Source organism: Streptomyces sp. NPDC029164 (assembly GCF_055563995.1).
Window position 1 is genome coordinate 89,815 of sequence record NZ_JBVHWW010000023.1, and the last position, 20,755, is coordinate 110,569.

Consider the following 20,755-nt stretch of genomic DNA (forward strand, 5'->3'; position numbering starts at 1 on the left):
GGCCGGAGTCCACCAGCTCTTAGAGCATCCCGCAGACGCGCGCCGGGATGTCGGCGCTCACCCTGCGATTCACCCGTGCATCATACACCGGGGCCGTGCGGCGGTCCCCCCACGGCCCTGGTGTCGCATGTCGGACGTTTCGGCACGTCGGTGATCACATCAGTGACGACCTTGGCGACGAAACGGTTCTCCGGCGGTCCGAAGACTAGGCGGGGGTGATGTTCTCCGCCTGCGGGCCCTTCTGGCCCTGCGTGATGTCGAACGTCACGGCCTGGCCCTCCTGGAGCTCACGGTAGCCGGACGCGTTGATCGCCGAGTAGTGGGCGAAGACGTCCGGGCCGCCACCGTCCTGGGCGATGAAGCCGAAGCCCTTCTCAGAGTTGAACCACTTCACGGTTCCCGTAGCCATGTTCATGCCTTCCCGTTGACGTACGTCTTCCACACGGCGTGGAAGACGGAGGTGATCGCCCTGGTCCTACGGCACAACACAGCAAAACTGCCCACACCGAGAGGCACGGGCAAGGCACTTGGAACCACGACAGCTACCCGTGAAGGTACACGCCTGCACGCACGGTCACCAGGGGGAATGATCTCGCCTTGACGGCGGGATTCCGCCGGTGCGCGGACCGTACGGGCCCGGCCGTCCCGAAATGTGGCGAGCTGGGCCCCCGGAATGCCGTAGGGTGAGGCCTACCGACGCGGGGTGGAGCAGCTCGGTAGCTCGCTGGGCTCATAACCCAGAGGTCGCAGGTTCAAATCCTGTCCCCGCTACTGCTCACGAGGGCCCGGATCCGTCAGGATCCGGGCCCTCGTGTCATTTCCCCCGGCCGGGGCGCGGGCCAGAGGCAGCCGCCCGCCGGGAATCGGGCCGACGACCATGTGACGGCACTCACACGACGACCTGTCATCCGGTGTCAACCGGATACGGGGCGGCGGGCGTATGCCCCCTGAGAGGTGCACATGGATTCGGGAGCGATTTTTTGACCGTCGAGGAGTTCGAGGAGTTCTACGCGCAGGCGGCGGGACGGCTCACAGGACAGCTGTACGTGATGCTCGGTGACCATCACGAGGCACAGGACGTGGTGCAGGAGGCCTTCGTCAGGGGCTGGGGGCGCCGCCGCCAGCTGGACCGCGACGGCAGGCCGGAGGCCTGGATCCGTACGGTCGCCTGGCGGCTCGCGGTCAGCCGCTGGCGGGGACGCCGGCGGACCGCCGACGCCTGGCGGCGCACGGCACCCGCGACCCATGTGGAGGGGCCGGGTCCGGAGGCGGTCGCCCTCGTGGAGGCACTGCGGCAGCTGCCCCCCAAGCAGCGCCGGACGATGGCGCTGCACTACCTGTGCGATCTGACCGTCGAGCAGATCGCCGCCGAGACCTCCCTGTCCGCGAGCACGGTCAAGACCCATCTGTCCCGGGGGCGGGCCGCGCTCTCCTGCCATCTGCAGGATCCCCGCATTGAGGAGGCTCCCGATGCCTGAGTCCCACGACCCGTTGCGGTCCCTGTTCCGGGAAGCCGCCTGCGAGGCAGAGTCCCGCTCCGCGCTCCCGCCCGTCGCCGTCATCGAGCTGCGCGGGGAACGGGTCCGGCGGCGCCGGATCGCCGGCCTCGCCGTCGCCGCCGGCCTCGTCCTCGCCGGAACCGGCGCGGGACTCGCCGCGTTCCTGCCGGACAGCCCGGGCCCGGTCCTCCCGGCGAGCACTCCCTCTCCTCTGGCCCCGTCCTCCGGGCCGACCCCCACGCCGTCCACCTCGTCGTCCCCCACCCCGACGACCCTTCCGTCCTCCACTCCGACCATGAGCGCGACCCCGCCCCGCCATACGACGGAGCCGCCCGGCGCTCCCACCGGGACGACGTTCCCGGGTGCGTCCGCCACTTCCTCGCGGATGCCCGGGTAACACCCCCCCTTCGCCACTCCCCCCATCACCGCCCGCGGACCCCGGCCTTGAACCACCGGCCGGTGGTTCCGCATGCCCTCACAGGGTCAGGAGATCCCGTATGTCCGTTTCCGCCCCGCATCGGCCGGCTGCGGTCGCCGACTCGCGCACCCCCGGGCCGCGCGTCCCCGACGAGGGCCGCACCGGCGGCACCGGCGGCACCGACCGCACCGGCCACACCCGGCGCGCCCGCCGCGTCCGGCGGACACCGGGCCGTCTCGGCCCGGACGACCGCGAGGTGCTGTGGCTCTACCTGCTGACCCGCGTCGGCGTCTGGACCGTCGCGGGAGCCGTCGGCTGGCTGTTCCCCGCCGACGGCGACGCCCGCCGGCCCGCCTCGCCGCTCGCGCCCTGGCAGCAGTGGGACTGGACGCACTTCATGCACATAGCCAGGGACGGCTACTTCCCCGACCGGGCCGGACCCTGGACGGCCGGCTGGGACAACCGTGAGGCCTTCTTCCCCGGCTTCCCCCTCACGCTGCGCGCCGTCCACACCGTCGTCCCCGACTGGGCCGCGGCCGGAGCGCTGATCTCGTTCCTCGCGGGCGGCGTCGCCGTCCTGGCTCTCGCCCGCATCGCCCGCCTCCGGCTGCCCGACCAGGACGCGGGCCGCCGTACGGTGCTCTTCCTCCTGCTGTCGCCGTGCGCCGTGTTCCTCGCCGCCGGCTACACCGAGGCGCTCTTCCTGGCCCTGGCCCTGCCCGCCTGGCTGGCGGCGCAGCGGCAGCACTGGCCGACGGCCGCGGTCCTGGCCTGCCTGGCCTGTTCGGTGCGCGTCACGGGACTGTTCCTCGTGGCCGCGCTCGTCCTGCACTTCGTCCTGACCGCCCGGGGCCGCCCGGCCTGGCGCGCGGCGCCCTGGCTGTTCCTGCCCGCGCTCGCGCCCGCGCTGTACTCCTGGTACCTGCAGACGCACACCGGGGACTGGATGGCCTGGAAGCACGCCCAGGAACGCGGCTGGTACCGGGACTTCCACGCGCCGTGGGAAGCCTGGAGCAACACCTGGGAGGCCGCCTTCCACCACACCCAGCCCACCGGGTACGCGCTGATGTGGCAGGCCGAACTCCTGGCCATGCTGGTCGGCGTGGTCCTGATCACCGTGCTGGTACGCGGCCGCCGCTGGCCCGAGGCGCTCTACATGGCCCTCACCCTGTGGGCCCTGGGCACCTCCTACTGGTACACCTCGATCCCCCGTTCCACGCTGCTGTGGTGGCCGCTGTGGACAGCCCTGGCCGCCTGGAGCCTGCGCCGCCGCCGGGTGCGGTCCGCCTACCTGTACGTCGTCGGCCCGCTCGGCGTCACCGTCGCCCTCACCTTCCTCACCGGCCGCTGGGCCGGCTGAGGACGCGGTCGGCCCCCTGCTCCCCGCGCCCTGCGGCGAACGGCCCCCCGCCCGGTCCGCGGGCGCGCATACTCGGTGCATGGCCGACACCACCACAGTCGAGGTCGACACCGATGTGCACGACCGGCTCGCCGCGCTCGCCGCGGACCGCGGACTGAGCCTGCGGGCGTACCTCGCCGAACTCGCCGCCGCCCAGGAGAACGCGGCCGCGCTCGCCCGCGCGGCGCTCGCCTTCGAGAAGGCGCTCGAACGGCCCGGTTTCCGCGAGGGGTTCGCCCGCGACTTCGGCGGCCTCGCGGCCCGCCGGCCGTCCGACACCCGCACCCGGTCGTAGCGGCACCGGGCCGTCAGCCACGCAGACCGGGTCCAGCGGCGCCTTCCGGCTCGCCCGTTCGAGCGAGGCGTCCCGCCTCCGGGCCGGCGGTACGGTCGGCCAGCGCGGCCGCGGCCGCGAGGTCGTGGGTGATGAACACAGGGGCGAGGCACTTGTGTTCGCGCAGCCCGGCGAGCAGGTCGAGCACGGCTGCGCGGGTGGCGGGGTCGAGGCCGGAGGTGACCTCGTCGCAGACGAGCACCCGCGGGCGTGCGAGCAGGGCCCTGGCCGGCGCGGCGCGCTGGAGTTCCCCGCCGGAGAGCTCCCCCGGGCGGCGGCCGGCCGGACCCGCGCCCAGGCCGAGCACCTCCCTCGTCCGGGCGGCCTCCGCGCGTGCGCCCCACGCGTCGGCCCCGCGCAGCCGGACGGCCGTACGGGCCACCTGGTCGAGGACCGGCCAGTGCTCTGGAACACGTACTGCACGGCCGCCAGTTGGGTCCGGGCACGGTGCACCCGGCAGGCAGCGCCCGGCTCCTGCGGGCCCACGTACGCCCCGCCCAGCGCCGGCGCGGGCCGGCCCGCGCCATGGTGCGCGAGGCGTGCGCCTTCGCGGCCGGCGTGCCGGGCTAGGAGCGCGTCTACCGCACACGAACGTCGGCATCCCGGGCGCCGAGCGGTTCTGGCGCAGCCTGGCCACCGAGGTCCGGGACGCCCGCACGACGGGCGAGCACGGCGCCCGGCGCCCTGGGCGCTGCCGTGACTCCGGGCTGCGCCGTGACTCCGGGCTCCGCCCCGACTGCGGGGCGTGCTGTGACTCCGCCCACCCTCCCTTGACCGATCAAGGAAGGGTTACCTAAGTTCGAATCATGAGCCCGCAGCACCCCACTCCCCCCACCGGCCCGGACGACGCGTCCGGCGCGCCCGAGCTGGTCGGCTTCACCGTCGACCTGACCTCCCAGGAGGTCCTCCGGCGGGCCCAGGTGATGGAGGCCCTCGGCCCCGACTGGGACCCGATCGAGGTACTGCGCGGCGAAGAGGCGGCGTACGACCTGCTGTACTCGGGACTCGACGAGCAACAGCAGCGCGTGTACGACGACCTGGTCGCGGCCGGCGTGCTCCCCGATCGAGGACACGGCCGTGCTGCCGCTTGACCCGCAGGCCGACATCGGCCGCCGGGCCTGGGTGGCCTGCCCGAACTGCGACGACACCCGCGGGTGCGAACCGTGCGGGAAGCGCGGCGCCTGCTCCGCGCACTGGCGCTACCTGCTCTCCAACACGGGCAGCCTGCTCCACCTGCAGTGCCCGGGCTGTACCCACGTCTGGGTGCACGAGAGCGGCTTCGGCGCGACCCGCACCACCCTGTGGAGCCGTCTCACCGGCGGCCTGTCCCACCCCTGACCCACCCCGGACCCGGCTCCGGCCCGCCCCGCGGCGGTCGAGGGGCCGGGCCCGCGGGAGGTGCCTATCCTCGTAGAAGGGGCTGCTCCGAGCCCTGGAGGACGGCTGTCATGACCGAGGCGAGCGAAGCGGCCCAGGCGGACCGCACCCTGAAGGCCCGGCACCGCGCGATGTGGGCGCAGGGCGACTACCCCTCCGTGGTCTCCCACGTCATCCCGGAGCTCGGGGCCCGGCTCGTGCGGGAGTGCGGCGTCAGCCAGGGCGACCGGGTCCTCGACGTCGCGGCGGGTTCCGGCAACGCGGCCATACCGGCGGCTCTGGCCGGGGCCGACGTGGTGGCCTCCGACCTCACCCCCGAGCTGCTGGAGATCGGGCGGCACCTGGCCGCCGTACGCGGCGCCCGGCTGGAGTGGCGGGAGGCGGACGCCGAGGCCCTGCCCTTCGCGGACGGGGAGTTCGACATCGTCATGTCGTGCGTCGGCGTCATGTTCGCCCCGCACCACCGGGCCGCCGCCGAGGAGATGCTGCGTGTCTGCCGCTCCGGCGGCACGATCGGGCTGGCCAACTGGACCCCGCAGGGCTTCGTGGGCCGGATGTTCGCCACGATGAAGCCCTTCGCTCCCCCGCCGCCGCCCGGCGCCCAGCCGCCGCCCCTGTGGGGGGACGAGGAACACGTCCACGAGCTGCTGGGCGACGCGGTGACCGACGTCGACGCCCGCCGCGAGACGGTCCGTGTGGACCGCTTCGCGCGGCCCGCGGACTTCCGGGAGTTCTTCAAGGCCTGCTACGGGCCGACGATCGCCGTCTACCGCGCCGTCGCCGGCGATCCGGACCGGGTCGCCGCCCTGGACGCCTCGCTCGACTCCCTCGCCGCCGAGCACACCGTGGACGGCGTCATGGAGTGGGAGTACCTCCTGCTGACCGCCCACCGCCGGGGCTGATCGGCCCCCTGGCCGGCCCGGTCTCCCGCCCGGTTTCCCGCCTGGTGTCCCGCCCGGTGTCCCGCCGGGTCAGTCGACGGCCGGGTGCGCTTCCGGGTGGGCGTCCCACCACTCCTTGTGGAAGGGGTTGTTGTCCACGTTGGCCAGGTAGGCGCGGGCCGCGGCCCGGTAGAGCAGTTCCGCCTGCCCGGCCGACAGCGCCGAGCGGTTCCAGGCCAGCCGGATGCGCCCCGTGATGGGGGTGCCCACGAGCGGGCGCATCACCGTGCCCTCCCCCGGCGGCGCCGTCGGCTGGCAGAGCGAGACCGCGCGGCCCGCGGCGATCAGGTCGTGCTGCATCTTGCGGTCGGTGATCCGGTAGCGCAGTGACGGACTGAAACCGGCCTTCGCGCAGGCGGCCACGAGCGCCTCGGGGCCGCCGTCGTCGTCCTCGACCAGGGTCAGCCAGGGCTCGTCGGCGAGGTCCGCCAGGTCGATGCGGTCGAGGCCCGCCAGGGGGTGCTTCGCCGACAGCCGGATGCAGAAGGGCTCCTTCGGGATCAGCGTTCTGGCCAGGGTCCCCTCCGGCAGCGGGACCTCGTGGTCGTTGACCTCTCCGTAGACGATGGCGTCGTAGCGCCCGGCGCCGAGCATCCGGGTCAGCGCGGTCACCGAATCCTCCAGGTCCACGGCGATCTCCCGGCCGGACATGGACAGGTCGGTCTGGGCGAGCAGGCCGTCGAGCAGCACGAGCAGGATGCAGCCCAGGCGCAGCGGGCCACCGGAGGACAGGGCGCGCGCGTCCGCTCCCAGGGCGTCCATCTCGCTGAGCACGCGCCGCGCCCTGGCCAGGACGAACTGCCCCAGCGCGGTGGGTTCCACCCCGCCCCGGCCGCGTACGAACAGCTCGCCGCCCGTGACCTGTTCGATGCGCCGCAGCTGTGCGGAGAGTGCCGGCTGGGAGACACCGAGCCGCCGCGCCGCGCCCCCCAGACTGCCCGCCTCCGCGATCCGGCAGACGGCTTGCAGATGCCTCAACTCCAGCCGCATCCGGGCAGCGTACGCAGCCGGCCGTCCCGGCACCATAACGCGGGCCTTATGCCGGCCGGGATGTCCCATTCTCGTCATGTCCACGCTCATACTCGGCCGCGAACGAACACTCATCCCCGACCCCCCACGATCGGAGTGGACGTTGCAGCCCAGAAGATGGACGGCGGCCGTGGCGGCGATGGCGCTGACCGCAGGACTCGCCGGCACCCTGGCCGGAACGGCATCGGCGGCGCAGCAGGCGCAGCCCGCACCCTCCCCGAAGGACACACCGGCCGCACGTGCGGTCGCGGCGGCCGACCAGGCCGTCGACAGCGGTCTCGACTCCCTGGTCAACTCCTCCCAGGAACAGTACGAAAGGCGTCTCGTCACCCCCTGGGTGAAGGACCTCTACTCCGTCTCGTACGAGCGCAGCTACCGCGGCCTGCCGGTCGTCGGCGGCGACGCGGTCGTGCTGGCGGACGGCTCCGGCAAGGTGCGCGCCCTCCAGTCCGCCTCCTCCGTACGGATCGACGTGGCGACCCGCGCGTCGGTCTCCGCCAAGGACGCCGAGTCCACCTCGCGGTCGAGGCTGGCCTCGGTCGACAAGGTCGAGAGCAGCCGGCTCGTCGTCCGGCTCAAGGACGACAAGCCGGTGCTGGCCTGGGAGACCGTGCTGAGCGGCCGTACCAAGACCGCGCCCAGCAGGCTGCACGTCTTCGTGGACGCGCGGACCGGCGCCTTCGTCGACAGCTACGACGACGTGGTGGCCGGCTCCGGCAACAGCAAGTGGAACGGGCCGGGACCGGTCTCCATCGACACCACCAACTCGGGTTCCACGTACACGCTGCGCGACCCGAACCGGCCCGGCCTCAGCTGCGCGGACCACGGCAACGGCTCGGTCTTCACCAAGTCCTCCGACTCCTGGGGCACCGGCAACCCCACGAGCAAGGAGACCGGCTGCGTCGACCTGATGTTCGCGGCGCAGAAGCAGTGGGACATGCTCTCCCAGTGGCTCGGCCGCAACGGCATCAGCGGCAACGGCCGCGGCTTCCCGGGCAAGGTCGGCCTGAACGACCTCAACGCCTACTGGGACGGCAGCTCGGTCACCATCGGGCACAACAGCGCCAACGAGTGGATCGCCGGCGTGGACGTGGTGGCCCACGAGTACGGGCACGCCATCGACTCCAACACCCCCGGCGGCACCAGCGGCCAGGAGTCCGGCCTCGGCGAGGGCACCGGCGACATCTTCGGCGCGCTGACCGAGGCGTACATCAACCAGCCGGCCCCGTACGACACACCCGATTACACCGTCGGTGAGGTCATCAACCTCCAGGGCCGGGGCCCGATCCGCAACATGTACAACCCGCCGGCCGTCAACAACGACCCGGCCTGCTACAGCTCCGCGATACCCGGCACCGAGGTGCACGCGGCCGCCGGACCGCTGAACCACTGGTTCTACCTGCTGGCCGAGGGCAGCAGCCCGGGCGGCGGCAAGCCGAACAGCCCGACCTGCAACCAGTCCACGGTCACCGGGGTCGGCGTCCAGAACGCCGGCAAGATCTTCTACGGCGGCATGCTGCTCAAGACGAGCGGCATGTCCTACAAGAAGTACCGCACGGCGACGCTGAACTCCGCGAAGTCCCTCGACGCCACCTGCGATCTCTTCAACAAGACCAAGAGCGCCTGGGACGCGATCAGCGTGCCCGCCCAGTCCGCGGACCCGACCTGCACCCCGAGCGGCCAGAACAACGACTTCTCGATGGCGCTGAACCCCTCGTCGGGCACCGTCCAGCAGGGCGGTACCGTCACCACGACCGTCGGCACCACCGTCACCACCGGCACCGCCCAGTCGGTGACGCTGACCGCGAGCGGTCTGCCGGCCGGGGTGAGCGCCTCCTTCAATCCCGCCACCGTGCAGTCCGGCCAGTCCTCCCTACTGACCCTGACCGCCACCGCCAACGCGGCGCCCGGCGCGTCCACCGTCGTCGTCAGGGGACAGGGCGCCGCCCTCTCCCACACCGTCGATTACACGCTCAACGTCGGCGGAACCCAGCCCGGCAACGACCCGCCGGACATCAGCGTCGCCAACGTGCAGGCGCACCTGGCCCAGTTCGGCACCATCGCGTCCCAGAACGGCGGCCACCGCCGTGCCGGCAGCGCGGGCTACACCCAGTCCCTGGCCTACGTGAAGGGCAAGCTGCAGGCCGCCGGCTACACCGTCACCGAGCAGAACTGCACCTCCTGCACCTACCCGTCGAACAACCTGATCGCCGACTGGCCGGGCGGCCCCGCCGACCAGACCGTCATGTTCGGCGCCCACCTCGACGGCGTCTCGGCCGGCCCCGGCATCAACGACAACGGCTCGGGCTCCGCGACCCTGCTGGAGAACGCCCTCGTCCTCGCCCAGAAGAACCCCACGATGACCAAGCACGTGCGCTTCGCCTGGTGGACCGACGAGGAGCAGGGCCTCAACGGCTCCGAGTTCTACGTCAACCAGCTGAGCGGCGCCCAGCGCGCGGCCATCAAGGGCTACTACAACTTCGACATGGTCGGCTCCACCAACGGCGGCTACTTCATCAACAACGTCAACTCCGCGACCGCCGCCCCGCTCAAGGCGTACTGGACCTCGCTGAACCTCGCCCCCGAGGAGAACACCGAGGGCCAGGGCCGCAGCGACGACTACTCCTTCCAGCAGGGCGGCATCCCCACCTCCGGCTACGCGGCCGGGGCCAGCGCCCGCAAGACCTCGGCGCAGGCCGCGAAGTGGGGCGGCACGGCCAACGCCGCCTACGACCCCTGCTACCACAGCTCCTGCGACACCACGAACAACATCAGTGCCACGGTGCTGGACCGCAGCGCCGACGGCGTCGCCCACGCCGTGTGGAAGCTGGCCGTCGGCGGTGAGAGCCCCGCGCAGGACTTCTCCATCGGCGTCAGCCCGTCCGCGGGCAGCGCGGCCCCCGGCGGTTCCACCACCGCCACGGTGAACACCGCCACCGTGAGCGGCGCCGCCCAGACCGTCGCCCTGTCCGTCACCGGCGCGCCGGCCGGCGTGAGCGCCACGCTGAGCCCCGCGTCCGTACAGTCCGGCAGTTCCTCCACCCTGTCCGTCCAGGTCGGCGCGAGCACCGTGCCGGGTACCTACACCCTGACGGTCACCGGCTCCGGCACCGTCAGCCACAGCACCACCTACACGCTGACCGTCACCGGCGGCGGCAGCTGCACGCCGCGCCGGCTCGTGGTCAACGGCGGCTTCGAGAACGGCGCGAGCCCGTGGAGCGCGACCGCGGGCGTCATCACCAACCAGTCCGGACAGGCCCCGCACGGCGGCAGCTACAAGGCATGGCTGAACGGGTACGGGTCCACCCACACCGACAGTGCCTCGCAGTCGGTCGCCGTCCCGTCGGGCTGCTCCTCGTACCGGCTCTCGTTCTTCCTCCACATCGACACGGACGAGGACGAGAACGTCGTCTACGACCGCTTCACCGTCTCCGTCGCCGGCCAGACGCTGGCGTCCTTCTCCAACCTGGACGCGAACTCCGGCTACGCCGAGAAGTCCTACGACCTCTCCGCCTTCGCCGGCCAGACCGTCACCCTGAAGTTCGGCGGCGTGGAGGACCAGTCCCTCCAGACCTCCTTCGTCGTGGACGATGTCGCCCTCCAGGTGAGCTGACGCCCACCCGGCCCTCCGGTGTCCGGGCCGGCCCCCAGGCGGGGGGGGGGGGGGCGGGAGGATAAAAGAGTGTTCGAAGGTGAGTGGGGGTTATCGCGCAGGAGACGCCGGGAGGATGGGNNNTACGTACCCCCCCCCCCCCCCCCCCCCCCCCCCCCCCCCCCCCCCCCCCCCCCCCCCCCCTTCCCCCCCCCCCCCCCCCCCCCCCCCCCCCCCTCCCCCAACGCCTGCCGTGCCCTGCGGCCCCGGGCTCCGGGGCCTCAGGATCCGGTGGTCACGCGGAGCCGCCCCGGGCGAACTCGGCTTCGAGCACCTCGGTGAAGAGGCCGATCGGGTCGCTCCAGTCGCCGTTGAGGCTCTGGGAGACCAGGTGCTCGCCGTCGCGGGTGCCGTAGGTGTAGCAGAACGATCCGGTGAAGGCGCCTCCCATGCCCCAGACCGTCGCACCGGAGGACAGGTCCACCGAGGCCACGCCGAGGCCGTAGGAGGTGCTGGGGATCCACTTGCCCTCGGGGGTGGGGAACACCGTGAACATCTCACCTTGCTGGGCGGGCGGCAGCAGCCGGCCGGCCAGCAGCGCGCCGAAGAACCGGTTCAGGTCACCGACGGTGGAGACCATGCCGCCGGCCGTCCAGGCGAAGCTGGCATCGATCTCGGTCACGTCGTGGATCTCGGCGTCGGGCGCGGGCAGGTGGTTCTTGCTGTAAAGCCGGGTGTGCGGCCCGCGCAGCTCGTGCTGGTCACCGCCCGGCAGGTAGGTCCCGGTCAGGCCGAGCGGGCGGACGATGCGCTCGTCGAGCTCGTCGGCGTAGCTCCGGCCGGTGGCCTTCTCGATGATCAGGCCGCACAGGACGTAGCCGGTGTTGCTGTAGATCCAGCCCTCGCCCGGTGCGAAGTCGGGGGCGTGGGCCATCGCGACCTCCACCAGCTGCTCCGGGCGGAACGTGTCGTAGCGGTGCTCCAGGAACGCCGGGCCGTAGTGCCGGGAGGTCAGCGCTTCGTCCTGGGCGTAGTTGAAGAGTCCGCTGGTCATGCCGAGCAGCTGGCGGAGGGTGATGCCGCCGCCGTCGTTGCCGTTGCCCCGGACCAGGCCCGGCAGCCACTCCTCGACGGTGTCGTCCAGGCCGAGCCGGTGCTCGGCCGCCAGCTGGAGGAGGAGGGTGGCCGTGAAGGTCTTGGTGGTGCTGCCGATGCGGAACTGCTCCTGCGGCAGCCGCGCGCGCCCGGACGCCTTGTCCGCCACGCCCGCCGCGGCGAACCAGCTTCCCGTGCGGTCCTGGACCTCGGCGGCCATCCCGGGAAGGCCGCTCTCGCTCACGGCCCGGTCCAGGACCTCCTGTACGGCCGCGCGTGAACTCATCCTCTGGGGAACGGACTTGGTCATCTCGGTCTCCTCGATGCGGCTCCGGCGTTCTTCCCGAAGGGAAAAACGCTACGCCGCGGGGCCCGGGCGGCGCTGGCCCGCTCCCGGCCAACATCGAGGGCGACCTGGGCAGCCGGACGGATTCGCCCTCTTTCTCCCCGCGGCTTCAGCTGCTACGGGAGGTCCGGGGGCGACCGGGCCGGCGGCCCGTGGTCACCGCGAGGTGCCGCTCCGGCCCCGCTCGGGGGCGATCATGGCGGTCATGCCGAGGTCCAGCTCCGCGCCGTCGACGAGCAGCGCCTCGATCGAGCGGGTACGCGGGTCGATGTCGGCCTCCATGCCCTCACCGCGGTAGTGGGGGTAGCCGGAGGCGCCGGTCTCCCCGGTGGCCTCGACCGTGGCCGCGCGCAGGGCCCTGTCCGCGGCGGAGGCACCGCGCAGGTTCTCGATGTGTTCGGGCACCAGCAGGATCTGGAAGCTCTGCGGCTCAGTGGTCATGGCCCGAAGCTACCGGATCAGGTGCCCCGGAGCGGGCGCTCACACGCCCCACCTCGTACGCTCTCCAGGACCCACGGACGCGAACGAAGAGGCAACACCATGAGCGGCGATTCCCCGAGCAAGATCCTCCTTGTGGCGAAGGACCGCACCCTCCGGACCCTGCTGGAGCGGCTCCTCGCGGGCCGGGGGTTCGCCGTGGTCGACGGCGGGAGCGGGGTGGACACCGTCGCGCTGCTGGGCAGCGCCGGTCCGATCGCCCTGGTGATCTGCGAGCGCACCGGCCCGGGGCTGGACGAGGTGGCGCTGTTCGAGGAGATCCGCCGCCACCCCGACCACGGGCGCGTGCCGATCCTGGCGCTTCCGCCGGCGGACCCGGAGTGCACGGTCCGCGCCCTGGAGGCCGGGGTGAGCGACTGCCTCGCGAAGCCGTTCCACCCCACCGAGTTCCTGGCTCGCGTCGAGCGGCTGGCCCGGCCGGCCGCGGCCTGATTCCGCTCTTCGGTCTCCGGCCCGTCGTCGGGATCCGGCCGGTCCGGGCCGGGGAGTGCGATTGGCCGGAGATCGCCCTGGTCCGGGCCGCCCGGGGTTCCTACGATTCGGGCACCCGGTCTTCACCAACCGGGAATTGTCAGGGACATGCCCAGATTCCCCTTCCTGGGCCTGCCCCGTTCCATCCTGCACACCGGTCTGTGACGACCCGGCCCCGCTCTGGCCGGCCGCACCCCCCACCTTCCGGCGCACGGGCACACCGCCCGCGCGCTGCCCGGTACCGAAGCAGTGGATCGGAGAACCATGTCCGGTGGATTCCTCGTGAGCGGCGCGATCGGCGCCCTGCTCACCGCCACCCTGCCCACGCACACCACGCCGTCCGCCATCGTGGACCCGCCGCCCGACCGCATCGTGATCGAGGTCGCGACCGTCAACGGATCCGGGTGTCCCAAGGACACCGCGGAGGTCGCGGTGTCCCAGGACAACACCGCCTTCACCGTGACCTACAGCCAGTACCTGGCCCAGGTCGGCGGCGGCGCCCCGCCCACCGCGGCGCGCAAGAACTGCCAGCTCAGCCTGATCGTGCACGTGCCGCACGGCTTCACCTACGCGGTCGCCAGTGCCGACTACCGCGGCTACGCCTCGCTCGCCCCGGGCGCGAAGGCCACCGAGAAGGCCTCGTACTACTTCCAGGGCTCGCCGGACACCGCCGCGCGCACCCACAACTTCAGCGGGCCGCAGGAGGACAACTGGCAGGCCACCGACGTGACCGACTGGGCCCAGCTGGTGTGGGCGCCGTGCGGCGTGCAGCGCAACTTCAACATCAACACCGAGCTGCGCGTCACCAGAGGCACCTCGTCCCCCTCGTCCACCAGCTACATGACGATGGACTCCACCGACGGCAGCATCAACACGATCTATCACCTCGCCTGGAAGCAGTGCCCCGGCAAGTGATCCGACCCGGCCGCCTCCCCCTGCGCGTGCGCGCGCAGCGGGGGGCGGTACCCGCGTTCCCGGACCAGGTGGGCGATGAGTTCGGTGAAGGCGCGGGACGCGGCGCTCTCGTAGGCGCTCTCGCGGCGCAGCAGCGTGACCGTGCGGGACGGCAGGGCGGGGTCGAGCGGGACGGGACGCAGGTACGGGTGGTCTTCGGTGACCGCGGCGGGCAGGACGGTGGCCAGTGAGGTGCGCCGGACGATCTCCGTGAGGGCTTGGACGGAGTTCGCCTCGACCTCGATGGGCGGCCGGACGCCGTGGGCGGCGAGGTAGGCGTCGACGTGCCCGCGGGTGGCGAAGTCCCCGCTGAGCAGGGCCAGTCGGCGCGCCGCCAGATCGCGTACGGACAGCGGTCCCGGATCCGCGTCGGCGGCGGCGACCAGGGCGAGGGCCTCCGTGAACAGGGGCGTCGCCGCGAGGCCCGGCAGGTGCGGCCCCCGGAAGGCGAGTCCGAGGTCGTGGTCGTCGGCGAGCAGGCCCGCTTCGATGCGGTCCTGGGGCATCTCCCGTACCTCCAGGGTGATCCCGGGGTGGGCCGTGTGGAGCGCGGCGACGAGCGGGCCGACGAGGTACGCGGTGAAGGTGGGGGTCAGCGCGAGGCGCAGGTGGCCACGGGAGAGGTCGGCGAGGTCCAGGACCGCCCGCTCGGCGGCGGCGAGTTCCCGTAGGGCGGAGCGCGCGTGGTGGACGTACGTCGCGCCGGCGTCGGTGAGCCGGACGGCGCGTCCGGTGCGGTCCAACAGCTGGGCGCCCACGGTCCGTTCGAGCTGCTTCACCTGCTGGGACAGGGTGGGCTGGGAGATCCGCAGTTCCTCGGCGGCGCGGGTGAAGCTGCCGTGTTCGGCCACGGCGATCAGATAGCGCAGGTGACGCAGTTCCAGAGCCATGCCACGACTATAGATGGCATCGATGGCAGACAGGGGTTTTGCGTCTTGGACACAATAGACGCAGCTCATGCATGGTGGAGCACGTCAAGCCCCCAGGGGCACGTCCCATCGACGGGAGTGACCGTGCAGGACCTTTCGGACGGCGTCGCACGCTTCCGGCGCGAGGTGTTTCCGGCGAAGGCGGAGCTCTTCGCCCGGCTCGCCGGTACGCACCGGCCGACGACCCTCTTCATCGGCTGCTCCGACGCCCGCGTGGTGCCGGAGCTGATCACCCAGAGCGAGCCGGGCGAGCTGTTCGTCGTCCGCACCGCCGGGAACCTCGTCCCCGCGTACGCACCGGGCCCGGACGGGGTGACGGCCAGCATCGAGTACGCCGTCGCCGTCCTCGGTGTCACCGGTGCCGTCGTGTGCGGGCACTCCGCCTGCGGGGCGATGACCGCCCTGGCCGAGGGCACGGACCTGGGCGCGGCCCCCTCGGTCGCCGGCTGGCTGCGGCACGCGGACGCCTCGGTGGCCCGAACGGCCGGCGCGGGCCCGGACCGGGTGTCCGCCCTGGTCCGCGAGAACGTACGCGCCCAGCTCGCGAACCTGGCCACCCACCCCTCGGTCGCCCGCGCCCAGGCCGCGGGAACCCTCACCCTGCGCGGGTGGGTCTACGACATCCGCTCCGGCGATGTCGCGGAGGTCGGCCCCGTCGCCGGCCGCCGGGCCGCGCTCACCCCGCGAACCGCCTGACCCCCTGCATCCCCCCGCCCCCGCTGCCGCCTCTGCCCCCTCTGCCCCTCATCGCAGTCAGGACGTCCCGCCATGCCGCACGCCCAGTTCGACCCCACCGCACGCCAGGCCCTGGCCGTCACCGTCGTCGACGCCAAGACCCGCAAGGACCTCACCTGGCAGCAGCTCGCCGACACCGCCGGCCTGTCGGTCGCGTTCGTCACCGCCGCCCTGCTCGGCCAGCACCCCCTGCCCGAGCCCGCGGCGCACGCGGTGGCCGATCTGCTGGGCCTCGACGGGGACGCGGCGCTGCTCCTGCAGACGATCCCCGCCCGCGGACCGGTGACCGGCGGCGTCCCTACCGATCCGACCGTCTACCGCTTCCACGAGATGCTCCACGTGTACGGGACCACCCTGAAGGCCCTGGTCCACGAGCAGTTCGGCGACGGCATCATCAGCGCGATCAATTTCAGGCTGGACGTCAGGAAGGTGGCCGACCCGGAGGGCGGCGAGCGCGCCGTCATCACGCTCGACGGCAAGTACCTCCCGACGAAGCCTTTCTGACGCAGCTGGTCTGACGCAGCCGCTCTGACGCAGCCGCTCTGAGCAGGCCTTCCGACGAACGCCGCAGAGCCTCCGGCCCGGTCGGGCGGGAGGCTCTGCGAGGTCGTGTTCGGTGCCCACGGCGCCGGCCCGTCGGGCCGGCGCACGCCGGTTGTACGGTGGATCCGCGGATCCGGGTGGAACAAGCCGGGGCCCCGTGGGCACTCGCGCAGGCGTCTGAGGCCCCGGCTCGCACAAGGGGACTCCGTCAGCTGCCGGCGGAGACGTTGCCCGACAGGACCGGGATGTTGTCCAGGATGTGCGAGAGCGGCTCGTCGCCCTTGGCCTGGGTGGAGTTCTCGGTGCACTGCTGGTTCTGCGGGTTCGACAGGACCGGGATGTCCTGGACGCCGACGTTGACCGCGGCAAGGATGTTCTGGAGGTTCAGCTTCGCAGGCAGGCCGATGCAGGGCTTGTTCAGAGTGCCCTGGACCACGCTGAGCTGCGGGCTCAGGTCGCCGTGCGTCTTCTGGTTGCCGTAGACCTGCTGGGCACCGTTGCCGTTGACGGTGGTGACCCCCTGGTCGTTGCCGATGGCCATGGCCGGGGCGGCCAGGGCGGCGCCCGCACCGACGATGGATGCGGTGACGGCGGCGGTGGCCATAATCTTCTTCAGCATCAGTGGTCCTTATGTCGCACGAGTGCGTGATGGGTGAGCGCCTTGATCAACGCCCGAGGCGACGACGGGTTCCTCTGCTTCACCCGATCGGCCGCTCCCCCGCCTCGGGGCCGCGTACGGCCAGGCTCAGCTCGACGACGTAGTGCTCCTCCACCCGGCCGTCCGGGAAGTCGCGCATGAGCAGCGCGCGTTCCTCGGCGAGGAAGGCGTCCGTGCCGGGCTCGCCGACGAGGAAGAGCGAGTGCGTGGACAGCTTGGCCAGATGGGTGTCGACGGGGACGCGGCGCGACCACGTCAGGCGGCGGACGGTGAAGCGCAGCCCCTCCTGCGAGCGGGCGCGCTCGTTGATGTACCAGCCCGGGCCGAACCGCTCCTCGATGCGCGCCTGCTGATCCGCGATCCAGCCGACGGCGACGTCCGGGTCGTTGTGCCAGACCGCCAGCGCCCCGCCGGGCCGCAGCACGCGCAGCGCCTCGGGGACGGAGCGGGCCGGGTCGGTCCAGTGCCAGGACTGTGCGTACGTCAGCAGGTCCAGGCAACCGGAGGCCAGCGGCAGCCGGTTGCCGTCCGCGCGGACGAGCGGGATCCGGGGGCTGCGGCGCCGGAACTCGGCGGCCATGCCCTCGCCCGGCTCCACCCCGATCACGCGGGCCCCGCGCGCCTCCAGCAGGGCGGTGGCGATTCCCGTACCCGCCCCGACATCGGCGACCCGGGCTCCGGCCAGCGGAAAGCCGGCCAGTGCCGCCAGCGTGTCGAAGAGCGCGGGCGGGTACGACGGGCGATGGTCTGCGTAGCGCGCGGCCGCGGCGCTGAATGAACGAGCACGGGATTCGGTCGTCATGTCGTTCATGATGCCGAGGGTCGCGGCCGCTGTGGAACAGGGCGCGGAGAGGCGGGTCGGCGCGTGGTGGCCGCACGGTACGTCACGGAACTGGTCGGGGCGCTGGAGCGGAACGCGGGGCGGCCCGCGCTCGGGGCCGGCCCGCTCGTCCTGGAGTCCCAGGAGGTCCTGGACGGCGCCTCCCGGCTGGCCGGGGTGCTCGCCGAGGCGGGGATCGGGCGCGGTTCGGGGCTGGCGTGCGTGGCGGGCACGAACCGGCCGGAGGTGCTTTTGGTACGGATCGCCGCGCATCTGCTGGGTGCGCGGCTGACGCAGGTGCTCACCGGACCGGCCCTCTACGGGCTGGACTTCATCCTGCGGGACTGCCGGCCGGACCTGGTGGTGCACGATGTCGCCGTGCCCCGCACGGGGGCGCCGCGGCTCGCCCTGGACGAGCTGCTCCGGCGGGCCGCTCGCCACGAGGCCGCGGCGGTGTCCGTGGCGGCGCGGGAGGACGACGTGGCGCGGGTGACGTACACCGGCGGGACCACCGGGCGGCCCAAGGGGGTGGCCTCCACCTTCGGGGCGATGGCCGCACGGAACGCCGTCCACGCGCAGGGCTGGGCGGATGCGGTGTACCTGTCGGTCACCTCGCTGGCGCAGCGCTCGGGCGGCCGATGCCTGGAGCAGTTGCGCGCCGGGGGGCGGGTGGAGATCCTCGACCCCTTCGGGACCCGGGAGTTCGCGGCCGCCTGCCAGCGGCTGGCGCCGGTGTCCACGTACCTGACGACCTCGATGGTGTACCGGCTGCTGGGCGACCCGGGGACGGCCCACGGTGTGCCCGGGCTGGAGACGGTCTCGTACGGGGATTCCCCCGTCCACCCCGAACGGCTGCGGAAGGCGGTGACCCGCTGGGGCGGCCGGTGGCAGCAGGGCTACGGCACGAACGAGGCGGCGGTGATCTGCCGCCTGTCCCCCGCCGACCACGAGGCGGCGGTGGCCGGGCGGCCCGAGCTGCTGGCCTCCGTCGGGCGGCCGGTCGCGGGGGTGGAGGTCGAGGTACGGGACGAGCGGGGCACGGCGGTGGCGGCCGGTGGCACGGGCGAGGTGTGGGTGCGGTCGGCGGCGATGATGGCCGGGTACTGGGGCCGGCCCGGGCTGACGGACGGGGTGATGCGGGACGGATGGCTGCGGACCGGGGACCTCGGACACCTCGGCGCGGACGGCTACTTGTACCTCGACGACCGGGTCGAGGACGTGGTGATGGTCGACGGGGACAACGTGTACTGCGTGCCAGTCGAGGCGGCGCTCACCCGCCATCCGGCCGTGGCGCAGGCCGTGGTGGTGGGCCGGCACAGCGAGCTCACCGGCGAGGAGGTGTGCGCGTTCCTGGTGCCGGCGACGGGGTGGCCGCCCGGCGCGGGCGTGGCCTCTGAGGTCTGTGACCTGGTGGAGAAGGAGCTGGCCCCGGCGCACCGGCCCACCGCGGTGTTCTGGGAGCGGACGATCCCGCTGACCGCGCGGGGCAAGCCGGACAAGCGCCGGCTGCGGGAACGCGCGGCCGCCACCGGCGCCGATGCCGAGGGCGGCAGCAGAGGCAGCGGTGGACGGGCGTAGCCGACGGGCCCCTTAGGGGGTGTCTTGCCGATCGTGCCGGGCCCGATCGGCAAGACACTGCCTAGTGCCGGGCGGCGGCGTAGGTCCAGAACGCGCGCATCACCTCGGGCGGGGTCGGGCCGGTCAGTTCCCGCTGGGTGAGCAGAACGGTGACCGTCCCGGTGGCGGGGACCACGTGCGCGGCGGTGCCGGTGCCGCCGATCCAGCCGTACCGGCCCGTAACGTTCCACGGGTCGATGCGGGCCACGTCGACCGAGCCGCCGAATCCCCAGCCCTGGCCCTCCAGGAACAGGGTGGCCTCCTCGCGCTGGCGCGCGGTGAGGTGATCGGTGGTCATCTGCCGTACGGACTCCGGCGAGAGCAGCCGCCCGCCCCCGTACGAACCCTCCGCGAGCAGCATCCGGCCGAAGGCGAGCAGGTCGTCGGCGGTGGAGACCAGACCGCCGCCGCCGGACGGGAACGCGGGGAGGCTGCTCCACTGGCCGTCGGGCGCGTCGACCCGCTCCAGGGCGCCGCCGTCGGAGGCGGCGCGGTAGGAGCTGGTGAACCGGTGGCGCTGCTCCGGCGGTACGGCGAAGGCGGTGTCCCGCATGCCGAGCGGCTCGAAGAGGCGCTCGGCCAGGAAGACCTCGAAGGGCTGCCCGCTCGCGCGGGAGACGAGCACCCCGAGGATGTCCGAGCAGGTGTTGTAGAGCCAGGCCCGTCCCGGCTGGTGCAGGAGCGGGATGCCCGCCAGGATCGCCGTCCACTCGTCCGGCGCCGCGACCTGCCCGGGGTGCGGCGGCCCCTGCTTGAGCTCGCTGAACAGCGGGGCCACGGCGGGCAGCGAGAAGTCGGCGGGGAAGCCGTAGCCGGCGCGGAAGGTGAGGAGATCGGCGACGGTGATCGGGCGGTCGGCGGGAACCACGTCGTCGACGGGTGAGGACGGGGTACGGACGACCACCGGCGCCGCGAGTTCCGGCAGCCAGCGCGCCACGGGGGCGTCGAGGCCGAGCAGGCCCTCCTCGATCAGCACCATGGTCGCCGCGGCGGTCAGCGGCTTGGTGACCGAGGCGATCCGGAAGAGGGAGTCGCGCTCCATCGGGGCGGTGCCGGACGTGTCGAGGGAGCCGACGGCCGCGACCTCCACGTCGTCTCCGTGGGCCACCAGGCCCACGGCGCCGGGCAGGAATCCGTCACCGACACGGGTCTCCAGGAGACTGCGCAGGTCGCTCATGGTCCACCTTCTCGTACGTGCGGATGCTCGTAGGGAAGACTGCTGCCGGGCCGCGCGTTCATCGGTCCGACACGCATCGGTCCGACACGCATCGGCCCGACACGACCACGGTCATCGCCGAACCACGGTCGCTAGGCGGCCGGGACCACCGAGGCCCTTATGGCCGCGGCCCACTCCTGCAGCAGGGCGGCGTGCCGGATCCGCTCCGCGTCGGAGAGGCGGCCCTCGGCGCGGGCGAAGAGACAGCGGATGTCGGCGTTGATCTCGGCGAGGGAACGTTCGGCTGCGGGGTGGTCGTCACGGGTGGGGCTCACGTGATCAAG

The 20,755-nt window shown here is 72.9% G+C and carries 24 protein-coding genes and 1 tRNA gene; 15 read left to right on the forward strand and 10 right to left on the reverse strand.

Annotation, left to right across the window (positions count from 1 at the left end; translation table 11 throughout):
• Positions 1-205 precede the first annotated feature (205 nt).
• On the reverse strand, positions 206-409 hold the full coding sequence (locus tag ACZ4VT_RS22655) for a cold-shock protein (protein ID WP_030384970.1): 204 nt from the start codon (positions 407-409) through the stop codon (positions 206-208).
• 288 nt (positions 410-697) lie between these two features.
• On the opposite strand from ACZ4VT_RS22655, the gene ACZ4VT_RS22660 reads away from it, so the two are divergent.
• From ACZ4VT_RS22660 to ACZ4VT_RS22680, 5 genes are all read left to right on the forward strand, one after another.
• Positions 698-771 (forward strand) — tRNA-Met (locus ACZ4VT_RS22660).
• A gap of 209 nt (positions 772-980) precedes the next feature.
• Complete coding sequence (locus ACZ4VT_RS22665; protein WP_467952112.1) at positions 981-1,478, forward strand: SigE family RNA polymerase sigma factor; 498 nt, start codon at positions 981-983, stop codon at positions 1,476-1,478.
• A complete protein-coding gene (locus tag ACZ4VT_RS22670) occupies positions 1,471-1,896 on the forward strand; it encodes a hypothetical protein (protein WP_467952114.1) in 426 nt (141 codons plus the stop codon). Before ACZ4VT_RS22665 ends, ACZ4VT_RS22670 begins: the two co-directional genes overlap by 8 nt.
• A gap of 100 nt (positions 1,897-1,996) precedes the next feature.
• Positions 1,997-3,277 (forward strand): mannosyltransferase family protein, encoded by a 1,281-nt coding sequence (locus ACZ4VT_RS22675; RefSeq protein ID WP_467952116.1) that lies wholly within the window; start codon positions 1,997-1,999, stop codon positions 3,275-3,277.
• Between the two features lie 79 nt (positions 3,278-3,356).
• Positions 3,357-3,611, forward strand: a complete 255-nt coding sequence (locus tag ACZ4VT_RS22680) for an antitoxin MazE7 (RefSeq protein ID WP_467952118.1) — start codon at positions 3,357-3,359, stop codon at positions 3,609-3,611.
• Between the two features lie 13 nt (positions 3,612-3,624).
• Here ACZ4VT_RS22680 and ACZ4VT_RS22685 read toward each other — a convergent pair whose 3' ends face one another.
• Positions 3,625-4,032, reverse strand: a complete 408-nt coding sequence (locus tag ACZ4VT_RS22685) for an ATP-binding cassette domain-containing protein (protein WP_467952120.1) — start codon at positions 4,030-4,032, stop codon at positions 3,625-3,627.
• Between the two features lie 50 nt (positions 4,033-4,082).
• On the opposite strand from ACZ4VT_RS22685, the gene ACZ4VT_RS22690 reads away from it, so the two are divergent.
• The 4 genes from ACZ4VT_RS22690 (at position 4,083) to ACZ4VT_RS22705 (ending at position 5,929) form a co-directional block, all read left to right on the forward strand.
• On the forward strand, positions 4,083-4,220 hold the full coding sequence (locus ACZ4VT_RS22690; protein ID WP_467952122.1) for a hypothetical protein: 138 nt from the start codon (positions 4,083-4,085) through the stop codon (positions 4,218-4,220).
• A 236-nt stretch (positions 4,221-4,456) separates the two neighbouring features.
• Positions 4,457-4,741, forward strand: a complete 285-nt coding sequence (locus tag ACZ4VT_RS22695; protein WP_467952124.1) for a DUF6400 family protein — start codon at positions 4,457-4,459, stop codon at positions 4,739-4,741.
• Entirely contained in the window at positions 4,728-4,988 is a 261-nt protein-coding gene (locus ACZ4VT_RS22700; protein ID WP_467952126.1) for a hypothetical protein, read from the forward strand. Before ACZ4VT_RS22695 ends, ACZ4VT_RS22700 begins: the two co-directional genes overlap by 14 nt.
• A gap of 110 nt (positions 4,989-5,098) precedes the next feature.
• Positions 5,099-5,929, forward strand: coding sequence for a class I SAM-dependent methyltransferase (locus ACZ4VT_RS22705; RefSeq protein WP_467952128.1), 831 nt, complete (start codon positions 5,099-5,101; stop codon positions 5,927-5,929).
• Positions 5,930-5,998: 69 nt separating this feature from the next.
• Here ACZ4VT_RS22705 and ACZ4VT_RS22710 read toward each other — a convergent pair whose 3' ends face one another.
• On the reverse strand, positions 5,999-6,958 hold the full coding sequence (locus ACZ4VT_RS22710) for a LysR family transcriptional regulator (RefSeq protein ID WP_467952130.1): 960 nt from the start codon (positions 6,956-6,958) through the stop codon (positions 5,999-6,001).
• 178 nt (positions 6,959-7,136) lie between these two features.
• Here ACZ4VT_RS22710 and ACZ4VT_RS22715 point away from each other — a divergent pair, with 178 nt between their 5' ends.
• Positions 7,137-10,610: a M28 family peptidase gene (locus ACZ4VT_RS22715; RefSeq protein WP_467952202.1), complete on the forward strand. Its 3,474-nt coding sequence runs from the start codon at positions 7,137-7,139 to the stop codon at positions 10,608-10,610.
• Between the two features lie 274 nt (positions 10,611-10,884).
• Here the strand turns inward: ACZ4VT_RS22715 and ACZ4VT_RS22720 are convergent, their stop codons facing one another.
• Positions 10,885-11,994 carry a serine hydrolase domain-containing protein gene (locus ACZ4VT_RS22720; RefSeq protein ID WP_467952132.1) on the reverse strand — a complete coding sequence of 370 codons (1,110 nt, stop codon included), beginning with the start codon at positions 11,992-11,994 and terminating at the stop codon, positions 10,885-10,887.
• A gap of 192 nt (positions 11,995-12,186) precedes the next feature.
• Positions 12,187-12,471, reverse strand: coding sequence for a hypothetical protein (locus tag ACZ4VT_RS22725; protein WP_467952134.1), 285 nt, complete (start codon positions 12,469-12,471; stop codon positions 12,187-12,189).
• Between the two features lie 99 nt (positions 12,472-12,570).
• On the opposite strand from ACZ4VT_RS22725, the gene ACZ4VT_RS22730 reads away from it, so the two are divergent.
• Together ACZ4VT_RS22730 and ACZ4VT_RS22735 are read left to right on the forward strand one after the other, a co-directional pair.
• Positions 12,571-12,960 (forward strand): response regulator, encoded by a 390-nt coding sequence (locus tag ACZ4VT_RS22730; RefSeq protein WP_467952136.1) that lies wholly within the window; start codon positions 12,571-12,573, stop codon positions 12,958-12,960.
• A gap of 303 nt (positions 12,961-13,263) precedes the next feature.
• Positions 13,264-13,914: a DUF4360 domain-containing protein gene (locus tag ACZ4VT_RS22735; protein ID WP_362804735.1), complete on the forward strand. Its 651-nt coding sequence runs from the start codon at positions 13,264-13,266 to the stop codon at positions 13,912-13,914.
• On the opposite strand, the gene cynR is transcribed toward ACZ4VT_RS22735, so the two are convergent.
• Positions 13,881-14,843 (reverse strand): transcriptional regulator CynR, encoded by a 963-nt coding sequence (gene cynR, locus ACZ4VT_RS22740; protein WP_467952138.1) that lies wholly within the window; start codon positions 14,841-14,843, stop codon positions 13,881-13,883. The two genes, ACZ4VT_RS22735 and cynR, sit on opposite strands and share 34 nt — an antisense overlap.
• 123 nt (positions 14,844-14,966) lie before the next feature.
• On the opposite strand from cynR, the gene ACZ4VT_RS22745 reads away from it, so the two are divergent.
• A complete protein-coding gene (locus tag ACZ4VT_RS22745) occupies positions 14,967-15,578 on the forward strand; it encodes a carbonic anhydrase (protein ID WP_467952140.1) in 612 nt (203 codons plus the stop codon).
• A 72-nt stretch (positions 15,579-15,650) separates the two neighbouring features.
• Positions 15,651-16,121 carry a cyanase gene (cynS, locus tag ACZ4VT_RS22750; RefSeq protein WP_467952142.1) on the forward strand — a complete coding sequence of 157 codons (471 nt, stop codon included), beginning with the start codon at positions 15,651-15,653 and terminating at the stop codon, positions 16,119-16,121.
• A gap of 247 nt (positions 16,122-16,368) precedes the next feature.
• Here the strand turns inward: cynS and ACZ4VT_RS22755 are convergent, their stop codons facing one another.
• Together ACZ4VT_RS22755 and ACZ4VT_RS22760 are read right to left on the reverse strand one after the other, a co-directional pair.
• Positions 16,369-16,779 carry a rodlin gene (locus ACZ4VT_RS22755; RefSeq protein ID WP_467952144.1) on the reverse strand — a complete coding sequence of 137 codons (411 nt, stop codon included), beginning with the start codon at positions 16,777-16,779 and terminating at the stop codon, positions 16,369-16,371.
• Positions 16,780-16,858: 79 nt separating this feature from the next.
• Positions 16,859-17,620 carry a class I SAM-dependent methyltransferase gene (locus ACZ4VT_RS22760; protein WP_467952204.1) on the reverse strand — a complete coding sequence of 254 codons (762 nt, stop codon included), beginning with the start codon at positions 17,618-17,620 and terminating at the stop codon, positions 16,859-16,861.
• A gap of 63 nt (positions 17,621-17,683) precedes the next feature.
• On the opposite strand from ACZ4VT_RS22760, the gene ACZ4VT_RS22765 reads away from it, so the two are divergent.
• Positions 17,684-19,216, forward strand: coding sequence for an AMP-binding protein (locus ACZ4VT_RS22765; RefSeq protein ID WP_467952146.1), 1,533 nt, complete (start codon positions 17,684-17,686; stop codon positions 19,214-19,216).
• 61 nt (positions 19,217-19,277) lie between these two features.
• On the opposite strand, the gene ACZ4VT_RS22770 is transcribed toward ACZ4VT_RS22765, so the two are convergent.
• Both ACZ4VT_RS22770 and ACZ4VT_RS22775 read right to left on the reverse strand, forming a co-directional pair.
• Positions 19,278-20,432 (reverse strand): serine hydrolase domain-containing protein, encoded by a 1,155-nt coding sequence (locus ACZ4VT_RS22770; RefSeq protein ID WP_467952148.1) that lies wholly within the window; start codon positions 20,430-20,432, stop codon positions 19,278-19,280.
• Between the two features lie 131 nt (positions 20,433-20,563).
• Positions 20,564-20,746, reverse strand: coding sequence for a hypothetical protein (locus ACZ4VT_RS22775; RefSeq protein ID WP_467952149.1), 183 nt, complete (start codon positions 20,744-20,746; stop codon positions 20,564-20,566).
• Positions 20,747-20,755: the final 9 nt, after the last annotated feature.

Coding starts and splice junctions, on each gene's coding strand:
- ACZ4VT_RS22655 (WP_030384970.1), bottom strand. CDS start 409: ATGGCTACGGGAACCGTGAAGTGGTTCAACTCTGAGAAGGGCTTCGGC.
- ACZ4VT_RS22670 (WP_467952114.1), top strand. CDS start 1,471: ATGCCTGAGTCCCACGACCCGTTGCGGTCCCTGTTCCGGGAAGCCGCC.
- ACZ4VT_RS22675 (WP_467952116.1), top strand. CDS start 1,997: ATGTCCGTTTCCGCCCCGCATCGGCCGGCTGCGGTCGCCGACTCGCGC.
- ACZ4VT_RS22680 (WP_467952118.1), top strand. CDS start 3,357: ATGGCCGACACCACCACAGTCGAGGTCGACACCGATGTGCACGACCGG.
- ACZ4VT_RS22695 (WP_467952124.1), top strand. CDS start 4,457: ATGAGCCCGCAGCACCCCACTCCCCCCACCGGCCCGGACGACGCGTCC.
- ACZ4VT_RS22705 (WP_467952128.1), top strand. CDS start 5,099: ATGACCGAGGCGAGCGAAGCGGCCCAGGCGGACCGCACCCTGAAGGCC.
- ACZ4VT_RS22710 (WP_467952130.1), bottom strand. CDS start 6,958: ATGCGGCTGGAGTTGAGGCATCTGCAAGCCGTCTGCCGGATCGCGGAG.
- ACZ4VT_RS22715 (WP_467952202.1), top strand. CDS start 7,137: ATGGCGCTGACCGCAGGACTCGCCGGCACCCTGGCCGGAACGGCATCG.
- ACZ4VT_RS22720 (WP_467952132.1), bottom strand. CDS start 11,994: ATGACCAAGTCCGTTCCCCAGAGGATGAGTTCACGCGCGGCCGTACAG.
- ACZ4VT_RS22725 (WP_467952134.1), bottom strand. CDS start 12,471: ATGACCACTGAGCCGCAGAGCTTCCAGATCCTGCTGGTGCCCGAACAC.
- ACZ4VT_RS22730 (WP_467952136.1), top strand. CDS start 12,571: ATGAGCGGCGATTCCCCGAGCAAGATCCTCCTTGTGGCGAAGGACCGC.
- ACZ4VT_RS22735 (WP_362804735.1), top strand. CDS start 13,264: ATGTCCGGTGGATTCCTCGTGAGCGGCGCGATCGGCGCCCTGCTCACC.
- cynR (WP_467952138.1), bottom strand. CDS start 14,843: ATGGCTCTGGAACTGCGTCACCTGCGCTATCTGATCGCCGTGGCCGAA.
- cynS (WP_467952142.1), top strand. CDS start 15,651: ATGCCGCACGCCCAGTTCGACCCCACCGCACGCCAGGCCCTGGCCGTC.
- ACZ4VT_RS22755 (WP_467952144.1), bottom strand. CDS start 16,779: ATGCTGAAGAAGATTATGGCCACCGCCGCCGTCACCGCATCCATCGTC.
- ACZ4VT_RS22760 (WP_467952204.1), bottom strand. CDS start 17,620: ATGACGACCGAATCCCGTGCTCGTTCATTCAGCGCCGCGGCCGCGCGC.
- ACZ4VT_RS22770 (WP_467952148.1), bottom strand. CDS start 20,432: ATGAGCGACCTGCGCAGTCTCCTGGAGACCCGTGTCGGTGACGGATTC.